This is a genomic window from Protofrankia coriariae (assembly GCF_001017755.1).
GTDB classification, from domain to species: domain Bacteria; phylum Actinomycetota; class Actinomycetes; order Frankiales; family Frankiaceae; genus Protofrankia; species Protofrankia coriariae.
Map to the genome: position 1 here is coordinate 1 of NZ_JWIO01000075.1, position 10,301 is coordinate 10,301.

Sequence of the window (10,301 nt, forward strand, 5' to 3'; positions counted from 1 at the left end):
CATTTGACTTGACATCTACCGCCCCGGCGACGTCCGTCGCTGCCTCGCACTCCTCGCGGACGACATCGCCCGCTCCGAGGGTGCCGCCAAGACCGGGGCGATCCAGGTCCCGCTCAACACCTACCTGCGTGGAGACCTCTTGCGCCACCAACTCACGGAGACGGCGGTTGAACAGCGATCGAGATGGCCGGCTGGCGGCGAGAAAGTACGTCGCGGCCGGGGAATCCCTGCGTCTGCCCAGGTCACGGGCTATTTCGCGCCGCCCGTGTACACGTACAGCGTTGGAGCCGGGCCGCACAGCACCAACAGCATGGAGACTGCTTCCGAAATCCCGAGAGGGGTCTTGACAGGGTACGCGGTAGCCTTATAGAACTGGTTTCAGAGTTTCTACTTTCCGTCTCCTTCGCCGGTGAAGTTGGCATTGGCGGCCTGCTACGTCGTAGGCGGAAAAGTGAGGCTGCGCCGGGCAGGAAGGATCCGAAGTTTATGGCTCGTGCGGCTCTGACGTCGGCTACGCGGTCGACCCTCAATCTTTTGACTGAATACAACCTCAGTCAGCGTTGTAACCTTCTCATCGGGAGCAACACGATCAGTGCCGAGGGGGCGATGCTGGGTTTTCTGCTCGACCGTCTGCTGCAGCGTGCACAGGCTCGGGGTGGGCCCTACCGAACATTCTTCACCAACTCAGGTGTCGAAGCGGTCGGGGCGGCCATAAAACTGTGCCGGCACTCGTCGGTGCGGCACAGGAGAGCTAATGACGGTAGGGTCCTCATCGTCGATCCAGAGCAGGATCTGCGCGTCTTCTTTGATCCTACAGAGCAGGGTTCCTCACAGAGTCTCGCGCCGGGACTGTGCTTCGTCGAGTCTCTCGACGTGGCAGCTGACCGACTAGCGGAAAAGGCCTGGTCGGGCGTGATCGTCGCACGCTCAGAATGGGAAGCTCGGCCCCGCCTGCACGACGCTTTCGCCGACGCTGGACACGAATCGGGCGCCTTACTCGTCCTCTCGAATCTCGGCCGCGACTTGGGCGGCACGTACTTCAGCCAGAGCGGGATACAGGCCGACGCCCATATCTTCGGAGAGGACCTCTCGGCTCGACAGCTTCCTTTCGGATGTCTGACCATGAGCCAGCGGGCTCATTCAGTGTGGAACAACATCAAAGACGCCGCCGCGCATACCACCACTTTCGGCGGGGCCGCCGTCTCACTTCGCGCGGTACTGGAGGCGCTAGATGCCGCTGACCTGATCGAAGCCGAGGACGAGATTGTCCTCAAGCGTATCGAAGGTACGATGACGGCGCGGGTACGAGCATTCCATCACTACGTGAACCCCCCGATGGCCCGTCTCAACGACGCCATGGGAATGGCTCTCGACATCAAGAGCGCACTAGGTAGCCGGCTGGTGCTCTCCGACGGGCGGGAGATCATCGATTCCGGTGGTGGATCGGGTAGCAACTTACGCGGCCACAACCCTCCAGACCTGGTGGAGAACGTCCTTACCGCGCACCGCCCGGACGGGCGCTACTACGATCAGCTTGAGTCTGTGCTGCAGGTACTGACGGGGTATCCACACTCGGTGCCCGCCGTGAGCGGCGGCACTGCCGTTGATCTAGCTGTCAGCTTCGCCATGCTCGCGCAGCCGGATCGTAAAACCATTGTCAGTTTTCGTGGCAACTATTCCGGGAAGACTCCCATCTCGCTCAGTCTCAGCAAGCATGGCACGCTGTTGACCGAGTCGGACAGAGAAGCGTTCCGACCGTACTATGCCAATCTTGAGTACATCGACCTCGATGAACCCGGCTGCGAGTCTCGGCTGGAGACGGTCCTGAACCGGCCAGACGTGGCATTGGTCTGGCTGGAACTCATCCAGGGAGCTGAATGCCGGCCCATCCCCGACTCGATTATCGAGTTAGTACACCGCTGCAAGGCGCCGGGAGGCTACCTGGTTGGGATCGACGAGGTGCTGACCGGCGGGTGGCGGATCGGTGGAGATTTCCTGGTACATCGGCGTCTCGCGCTGAACGTCGACGTATCGGCGATGGCCAAGCCCCTGAGTGATATGACGGTGCCGCTCGGCGTCGCTCTCGTTACCGACGATGTTTACCGTCGCGCGGCCGCGAGAAACCCGAAACTAGTCGAGAAGCTCACTCGGCACTACCGGTGCGAGCTCAGCGCGCATATCGCCCTGAACGCACTCTCTGGATGTGCAGATCCCGAGCGAATCGTGACGGCGACGCGGCTGCAGGAGATGTTCGCCGAAGGCCTTCGGCGCATCTTCGCACAGTCCAGGATCTTTGCGGCCGTCTCGGGTGAGGGCGGACTGGTACGGCTCACTCTCTCTCGCCGCTGGTTCCCGTTCCACCGCCGCTCGGCGCTGGGGTGTGCGCTCGAAATGGCCCTCGCCGAGCTAGTGCTGTCCAACTGCGGGGTCTTCGTGCCGATACTCCGCTTTCATCAGCGGATATTCGCCGACGAGGCTGAGCTGCGCGAAGTTCTCAACAGACTCGAGCGCGGAACCCGCCAGATGCGCCCTGTACACGTCTATGTAAACGCCGTACGGGGCCTCCTAACCTACGCTCGCCGAGCGCGCTACTTCCGCTCGGCGGTCGATTGGGCGACAGAATAGTGTTCACCTTCGACGCTGCGCTGAGGCATGGAACAGTAGAACAGGTAGGGCTGACGCGAACCCTCGCGACGCCGCTCACACCCAGTCTGACTCGGCAGACCGCAGAAAGATGAGGTGCCTGCGAGCACGCTTGAAGGTACCGATCCCGGAAAGGACGGAGACGCAATGGCGTATTATTCTCCGCTGGACAGCCTGGTGACAGACGATCCCTACCCGTACTACAAGGCTCTTCGAGAAGAGCAGCCGGTCTACTACAACGAGAAGGACGACTTCTGGGCGCTGTCACGGTACGACGACGTCGCAGGGGCACTCCATGACCCGCTCTCGTTCTCGGCACGCAAAGGCACGGTGTACGAGGACCAGACGCTTGAAGAACTCCCGGTCCCGATGATGGCGTTCCTCGATCCTCCGGACCACACCCGGATGCGGACCATGGTAAGCGGCTCCTTCGTGCCCAAAGCTGTCGCCGGTTTCAAGGTAGCTTTCGGTCGGAACTTCGTCGCACAGTTCGACCGGCTGCCGGGAGCCGAGCTGGATGTGTGCCAGGATCTGCTCCTCCCGTGGGCGATCGAGAACGACCTCGAGCTGCTCGAGATCCCGGCGGAGTCTCGTCCACTCTGGCGAGAATGGCTCAATGCGTGCTTCCAGCGCAAGCGCGGAAACATCAGTTTCACCGCGGCCGGAGAAGAGGCCATCGGGCATATCATGACCTTCCTGGCCGAAGAGCATCTGCCTCGGCTTTACGCCACGGAGGGAACATTCCTGTCCAGGCTGATCAATGGAAGTGCCGACGGTGACAGGATGTCAGAGGTGGAGGCTCTTGGGTTCTTATTCCTCATGGCACTGGCTGGACCAGAGGACGTCGCTCGGACAGCCGGATATGTGCTGGCCAATGTTTCGGCGCAGCCGAGTGTGGTGGAGCTGGTCCGAAATGATGAGCCCACGCGAATGAACGCCATTGATGAGACCATTCGCCGGGATGCGTCCACACAGTACATGAGAAGAACAACGGCCTGGGATGTTGATATCCGCGACACGGTGATCCCCGAGGGTGCGCGCGTGCTGCTGCTGTTCGGCGCGGCCAATCGGGACCCGGAAATATTTTCCGATCCGGACACGTTTGATATCGATCGCCGGAACTCTCGCCTGGCCATGGGCTTCAGTCGAGGTATACACAGCTGCCTAGGCATTCACGTCTCCCGCCTACAGATGGTCGCCGGGCTCGGCGAGTTCTTCAACCGCGTCGAGAGTGCTGAGTTGGACCTCGACGCCGCCGAGTCGGTGCACGCGATGAACATCACCGGCTTCCAGAGGCTACCGGCCCGGCTCAAGTTGAGGTGACGGCGTGGGTTGACCGCCAGTACGGACCGTCAATCGAGTGAGCTGATACCGACGAGGTGGAGTTGAGATGACGACGGTTATGATCAACGCGATAACAGTGCCGCCTGGGGTTGAGGACGAGCTGGCGAAACGGTTCGAAGCGCAAAGCGCGTTACTCAGCGGGCAGCAGGGTTTCGTGGATTTCCAGCTGCTGCGTCCAACGGACGAGCGAAACCGGTGGCTGGTTGTCAGCCGGTGGGATTCGGCGGCCTCGTATGATGCCTGGAAGAACTCGGCCGTATTTGACCAGATGCACCGCGGTCAGCTATCGGGACACGGACACTCCGGGAGCTCGCCTACGCACGGCGACGGTCCGCTCACCATCGAAAGTGAGGTCTGGTCCTTCGAAGTCTCTACGACGACTGCATAGCGACGCCGCCATGCTCGAGGCCAACAGAACCGAGGAACTGGAAGATGCCGCGGTCCGCAGCGCCAGAGCGCTGGCACATCTGAACGCAGCTCATTCCGACGACTGCTTGATCATCGGCCGGGAGCTCGGTAAGGCAGCCGATGCCATCTCCGCCGTGGCCACCGAGATCGATGGCCACGGGATGAATCTTCAGGTTACGACCCCCGCTGACCGAACGGATCTATGGATTCCGTTCGCCGGCGGCACGGGTGCCCCGGAGCGCATCAGGGACGAGGTGACCCGGCTGGCCGGGCTGGCCCGGTGGATGGCGGATCAGGGCGGCGGCGGAGCCGCCGGTGNGTGCCGCCGGTGCCGCCGGTGCCAGCGGGGATGCGGAACAGCTGCAGCCGACTGGGGTGATCTCGGGACGGACCTCCCCTGCGGGCAGAGCCATCCTCACCGCGAAGGGGATCGAGAAAAGTTACCGACCGCGATTAGCGTGGCGGCAGCAGAGCCGCGTGCTCCGGGGAGTTGATCTCGAACTGTTCCCCGGGCAGATCGTGGCACTGGTTGGCGAGAACGGGGCAGGCAAGTCGACCCTGCTGCGGATACTGGTGGGTCTGGAAACCCCAGATCTGGGTGAGCTGCGTCGCGTCGAGCGGGTCGGATACTGCCCGCAGGAGGCGGCTCTGTACGCCCGGCTGACCGTTCGGGAGCACTTCCGGCTCTTCGGGAGCGCGGTTGGGTTGTCAGTCGAACAGATTAACCAGGCGGCCGAGGAACTGCTCGATCAGCTGTCCTTCGCGCAGTACGCGGACTCGGTGACCGACGAGCTGTCGCTTGGTACCAAGGCGAAGCTGAACTTGGCGCTGGCACTGCTGGGAGAGCCAAGACTGGTTCTGCTTGACGAGCCCCACGCCAGCTTCGACTGGGATACCTACCTACGGTTTTGGGAGCTGGCGAAGCTGCGACGTCAGGATGGCACCTGCATTGTCATCGTGAGCCATCGTACGGATGATACGGAACTGTGTGACCAGGTCTACAATCTTTCCAATGGAAAACTCGGACGGGTCAGCTAGTGAATGCGTTCCAGCTATCGCGCCTGTTCGCAGTCGACTTTCTTAGGCATCGACTGAACTGCCTGCTGCTCGTATGCTTCCCCATCGTGTTCGTACTCGTGTCCGCCGATGCACTGACCGACTTCGCGCGCGTGCTCGGAGGTCACACCGGCCATAATATGATGGGCTCGTTCTCGGCGGCCTGGGCTGGTGCCATAAGTGCTGGTCTGGGCGCCTACTTCTCGACGAGCCGCACCAGGGGCGCGGACCACCTGGTCGATCTGAGGACGGCCCGCTGGGATATCTCGATCGCGCGTCTGGCGCTCTTCGCCCTGGTGGGGGCTGGCTGCTGGGGGTCCGCGCTGGCCGCGCTGCGTGTGTGCACTGATGTCAACGTAACCTTGCAGATTGCCGTTGGAACAGGCCTTCTGGTTGGGACCTACGGTTGCTTCGGGGCGATCGTCGGCTCTCTTGTCCATGATGAACTGACGGGCAGTTTGGCTCTCGTCGGGGTGTGGATGCTCGATGTCTTCCTGGGGCCGGCGATGGGCGGCGGCTCGCTGCGGCTGGCGGCTCTGGTGCCCTCCCGCCCGTCGAGCGAGGTCATCATGTCCGGTGTCGACGGCTTTCCGACTGCCCTGTTGGGCGGCATCGTGTGGCTCTCGCTGTCATTGATCGCCAGCTTTGTTCTGCTCGACCGGCAGGTGGCCCACGCGGCGGTGGCGTGGACCCGGGCGAAGTTTGAGGTCAAACCCGTCGGCCAGCGAGATCCCGGCCGTCACCCGGTACCGGTCGGATCTCAGGACTCACGACCGATCGGCCGCCCGGCGGCCGAGCTCACCCGGTCGACGATACGAACATACGCGCGAAACCGGCTCCTGTTGCTGGTGCTGCTGGCCACACCCGTCACCTTTGTCGGGGTCAGTTTCTTCATGTTCACCGGAGTGCAGGTCCAGGTGCCCGCGGTCATTGACAACCAGGCGGTGCTGCTGACCATGGCGATGCCCAAGCTGCACGGTGCCTACATGGGATATATGACCGTGTCGTTCCTGTCCGCCGTGACAGGTCTGTTTGTCGTGATACGTTCAAGGGAGGCCGACTCGCGGCTGATTGTCAGCGGTTACCGCCGACGTAGCATTCTCATCGTGAGGTTGCTGACAGTCGCGGCCGCGTCCTGTATCGTCAGCCTGGCGGCACTGCTCGTAGGTTTCTGCGGCTTCCGGCCGGAGAACTACGGACTATTCGTGGTCGCGTATCTGCTGGGTTCGGTGACGTGGGGATGTATCGGTGCCGCTTTCGCGCCGGTCCTCGGCCGCGTCGGGGGAACGTTGTGCATGCTCCTGCTCCCTTTCCTCGATGTCGGTATCGCTCAGGACTACATGCTGGGCCCGCAGCTGCCGGCGTGGTCCGAGGGCTTACCGTCGGCGGGCTCCGTGCAAGTCCTGATCGACTCTGCGTTCAGCACGAGCTTCCACAGCGCCACCGATATTGCGCTGGCCAGCGGCTGGCTGCTCGGCGCGGTGGCGGCCGCGACAGGAGTGCTTCTACTGTCCCTGCGAACGATCGCGAACTTCTCGATCATGAACGGCTTACCCGAGTAGACTGCGGCCGAGAGGACCGCCGTGCAGCCGGCCCTCAATGTCGCTACAGGTAACAGTCAACGACCCGGCTGGGGATTTGGGCACCATCGAAAGGAAAGGATAATATCCGTGAAGGTCAGAGTGGACATCACGGTCTGTGAAGCCAAGCGGCAATGCAATTTGATCGATCCGGCGCTCTTCTCCCTGGACAGTCAGGGCTACAGTAACATTGGCATCGCGCGAGAGGTCCCTGACGGTGACGAGGACCAGGCCGAGCAAGGCATGCACGCGTGCCCGGTGCAGGCACTCAGCACCTACTCGGACTGATCTTGCCGTTTAATCGCCAGAAGGCCGTGGAGGCCGCTCAACATTCCTCCGAACAGCTGATCAGTCTCCGCCGTTGAACCCCGATCCACCGTCGGTTATGGCTGTGGGGTGCCAAAAGTCGGCCTGGGCCTGTGAGCAGGGCTCCGGCGTGTTGGGGATTTGACCGGTTGATTCCCTGTCCCGTTCTGATCACAGCCGCTGGTGGGGCGGGTGGCCGGGACGCGACCGGGACCACGTGTCGCTGCGAGAAAAGCAGGCACGCCGCTTGTAGATCACGGAGGTGTCTAAAGTCTTCGTGGTCTGGGGTGCGGCGTGCCTGTTGCGGCATTGTCCCGCGTCGCGGCCCGGGCGGGGGCGCCCGGTGGCGTGTTGCGGGAAGAAATCTGGCAGCGGTTGGAGAAGGTCCCCGATCCGCGGTCCCCGCGGGGCCGGGTCTACCCGCTGCCGTGCCTGCTGGCGGCGCTGCTGTGCGCGCTGACCGCCGCCGGACACGACGCGGTCTGCGCGGCCGGGCAGTGGGTGGCCCGGGCAAGCCCCGCGGAGCTGGCCCGGCTGCGGATGCCGGTGGACCCCTGGACCCGGCGACACCGCAGGCCGGACGAGTCCACGTTCCGCCGGCTGCTGGTCCGCCTGGACCGTGACGCCCTGGCAGCCGCCGTGCTCGGCCCCGCACCCGACACCACCGGCCCCGACACGCCAGACCCACCGCCGGTGCCGTCCCCACCAGGGCGGACCGGGCCCGCCCTCGCCGTCGACGGGAAGACCAGTCGCGGTGCCCGCCGCCCCGACGGGAGCAGGGTGCACCTGCTCGGCGTGGCCGCCCACGGCGACGGCCGGCTGCTCACCCAGGTCGAAGTGGACCAGAAAAGCAACGAGACCACCGCTTTCCAGCCGCTGCTGTCCGGGCTGGACCTGACCGGGGTGACCGTCACCGCCGATGCGATGCACACCGTGCGCGCCAACCTCGACTGGCTGGTCACCGCCAAGAACGCCCACTACCTGGCCGTGGTCAAGGCCAACCAGCCCACCCTGCGCGCCCAGCTGGCAGCACTGCCCTGGACCGAGGTCCCCACCGCCGACAGCACCCGCGGCCACGCCCACGGCCGGGACGAGACCCGCACCCTGAAGGCCGCGACCGTCGCCCACCTGGACTTCCCGCACGCCTGCCAGGCCGTGAGGATCCACCGGTGGCGACGACAGACCGGACAGCGACCTGGCCGCGAGACCGTCTACGCCATCACCGATCTCACCTTCGCACAGGCCAGCCCCGCCCAACTCGCCGCCCTCGCCCGGCAGCACTGGCACATCGAGAACAAGGTCCACCACGTCCGCGACGTCACCTTCGGCGAAGACGCCAGCACCACCCGCACCGGCAACGCCCCCGCCAACCTCGCGACCCTGCGCTCAGCGGTCATCAACACCCTGCGTCGTGCCGGCTACCGCTACATCCCGGCCGGCCGCCGCGACCACACCACCCCGACCGCAGCCCTTGATCTTCACGGCTTCCCCTGACACAACGGACATAACCCCAACATGCCGGAGCCCTGGTGGTGGGGACACCTGCCCTCGCAGCACCGCGAGTTCGTGGCGCAGCACGAGGACCTCGGCGTCCTTCACCGCTGAGCTGCGGGCCACCAGGGCCAGCCAGCCGACCAGGTGACGGAAGACGAGATAGAGATAGACCAGCCGAACCATCACACCTGTGATCGTCGATACCGTTCGCCGCAGGTGACAGGAGCTAAGGCCAGCGGACCACTGTCGGACGACAAAGATACACGGTCCCGCCACCGTCCGACAGAAGCCGAGTAGATCGTCCGTTGCGCTGATGGGTAGCACAGAATCCCCGGTCAGGCCGACGGGCGAGTTTCCGACACCGACACGATCCTGCCTGCAGATCCGTAAATAATTAGACCCCGCAGAATCAAAAGACTGATCGATCACCATCGTCGACTATTACTGTATGCGATAGCCTTGAACGGAACGAGTCATTGGTCATATCTCGGAATTACCAGGGGATCCGGCCAGGCTCGACGCTTCTGATGTTGCCAATCTTCTGAAAGCCCATCTCTTTACGGAGGACATCGCGAAGTTGATCAGCAGCCCGCGACACCTCTTCGATTTTAAACCTATCGTTCGACTTTCCCACAAGCATCACAGTGTTGATTAAATGGCGGGCCGCTATGCCAGCATCCCGGGCTCCGAAGAGAAGAAGGTCAACGTGAGCCTCGAGAAGAGGTCGAAGCACAGCAGTCATACGATCACTCGAAATGAGCCACGGTCTCTCCGCATAGTAGCCGTCACGAAGACTGTCGGCGGTGATCAGAATATTAGCTCAAGCATCGACTCGTCGATCTCTGCGGCGCTTACGTTCTTCAGTGCGTGCAGTCAGTAGCGGTCCGAGTGCGACGCCCAGAAGAGCGGCTGCCGGGGAAGCTAAGATGGACGTAATCGCGCTCTGGCGAAAGAAATAGACCCGTCTTCCACAGTGGCGATGGCTGGTGCGGTCGATCTCGCCAAGGCGCCCTGGTGCCGAGGAACTGAAGCGGCACGGCAGCAACTCGATAGTCAACCGTCCAAATACAAGACAGGCTCTCCCTAGATGGAGACGGGATCAGGGGACGCCCAGGCGGACGTCAATCCGGACGCTGCGATGTGCAGGACGACGGCGGCCACGGTTCCGATGACCGCCCGTGCCATGATATGGACAATCTTCTTCATCGTGCCCTCCCTCCTACTGCTACCGGCCAGAACTGCGCTCAACGCCTTCAGACCGACAACCAACACGAGCAACGCCGCGAGAATCGGACTCGCAACCGCAACATGAGCCATGGCCTGCCTGGGCTCGCCTCATCCCGCCTCCGCCGCGATCTTAGCACCGGCGATCGGCCGAGACGAGATCCTCCGCGACCCTGGTCGGGTGGCCCGGGGGTGCGATCCCCCCCCGGGCCACCCGACCAGGTGTGTGCCGGCACGGCCGGGCCG

At 63.4% G+C, this 10,301-nt stretch carries 9 protein-coding genes; 8 read left to right on the forward strand and 1 reads right to left on the reverse strand.

Features of this window, described 5'->3' with window-relative positions; all coding sequences use genetic code 11:
* Window positions 1-606 precede the first annotated feature (606 nt).
* The 8 genes from FrCorBMG51_RS23810 to FrCorBMG51_RS23845 all read left to right on the forward strand — a co-directional run bounded on the left by FrCorBMG51_RS23810 (window position 607) and on the right by FrCorBMG51_RS23845 (window position 8,831).
* Window positions 607-2,625 (forward strand): aminotransferase class III-fold pyridoxal phosphate-dependent enzyme, encoded by a 2,019-nt coding sequence (locus FrCorBMG51_RS23810; protein ID WP_157180655.1) that lies wholly within the window; start codon window positions 607-609, stop codon window positions 2,623-2,625.
* A 114-nt stretch (window positions 2,626-2,739) separates the two neighbouring features.
* Window positions 2,740-3,966, forward strand: a complete 1,227-nt coding sequence (locus tag FrCorBMG51_RS23815; protein ID WP_139342469.1) for a cytochrome P450 — start codon at window positions 2,740-2,742, stop codon at window positions 3,964-3,966.
* 67 nt (window positions 3,967-4,033) lie between these two features.
* Entirely contained in the window at window positions 4,034-4,375 is a 342-nt protein-coding gene (locus FrCorBMG51_RS23820; RefSeq protein ID WP_047225244.1) for an antibiotic biosynthesis monooxygenase family protein, read from the forward strand.
* A 10-nt stretch (window positions 4,376-4,385) separates the two neighbouring features.
* Entirely contained in the window at window positions 4,386-4,889 is a 504-nt protein-coding gene (locus FrCorBMG51_RS34255; protein WP_086055653.1) for a DUF2470 domain-containing protein, read from the forward strand.
* On the forward strand, window positions 4,873-5,433 hold the full coding sequence (locus FrCorBMG51_RS23830) for an ATP-binding cassette domain-containing protein (RefSeq protein WP_047225246.1): 561 nt from the start codon (window positions 4,873-4,875) through the stop codon (window positions 5,431-5,433). The genes FrCorBMG51_RS34255 and FrCorBMG51_RS23830 overlap by 17 nt, the downstream gene beginning before the upstream one ends.
* The gene (locus FrCorBMG51_RS23835) at window positions 5,433-7,013 is read left to right on the forward strand and encodes an ABC transporter permease (RefSeq protein WP_047225247.1); all 1,581 of its coding nucleotides are present in this window, start codon (window positions 5,433-5,435) and stop codon (window positions 7,011-7,013) included. The genes FrCorBMG51_RS23830 and FrCorBMG51_RS23835 overlap by 1 nt, the downstream gene beginning before the upstream one ends.
* Window positions 7,014-7,121: 108 nt before the next feature.
* Complete coding sequence (locus FrCorBMG51_RS23840; protein ID WP_162233283.1) at window positions 7,122-7,319, forward strand: ferredoxin; 198 nt, start codon at window positions 7,122-7,124, stop codon at window positions 7,317-7,319.
* A gap of 312 nt (window positions 7,320-7,631) precedes the next feature.
* Window positions 7,632-8,831: an ISAs1 family transposase gene (locus tag FrCorBMG51_RS23845; RefSeq protein ID WP_086055656.1), complete on the forward strand. Its 1,200-nt coding sequence runs from the start codon at window positions 7,632-7,634 to the stop codon at window positions 8,829-8,831.
* A gap of 1,083 nt (window positions 8,832-9,914) precedes the next feature.
* On the opposite strand, the gene FrCorBMG51_RS32755 is transcribed toward FrCorBMG51_RS23845, so the two are convergent.
* A complete protein-coding gene (locus FrCorBMG51_RS32755; RefSeq protein ID WP_268760599.1) occupies window positions 9,915-10,037 on the reverse strand; it encodes a hypothetical protein in 123 nt (40 codons plus the stop codon).
* Between the last annotated feature and the right edge of the window lie 264 nt (window positions 10,038-10,301).

Excerpts from the sequence above, each read along its gene's own strand:
- FrCorBMG51_RS23810 (WP_157180655.1), top strand. The coding sequence starts at position 607 with ATGCTGGGTTTTCTGCTCGACCGTCTGCTGCAGCGTGCACAGGCTCGG.
- FrCorBMG51_RS23820 (WP_047225244.1), top strand. The coding sequence starts at position 4,034 with ATGACGACGGTTATGATCAACGCGATAACAGTGCCGCCTGGGGTTGAG.
- FrCorBMG51_RS32755 (WP_268760599.1), bottom strand. The coding sequence starts at position 10,037 with ATGAAGAAGATTGTCCATATCATGGCACGGGCGGTCATCGGAACCGTG.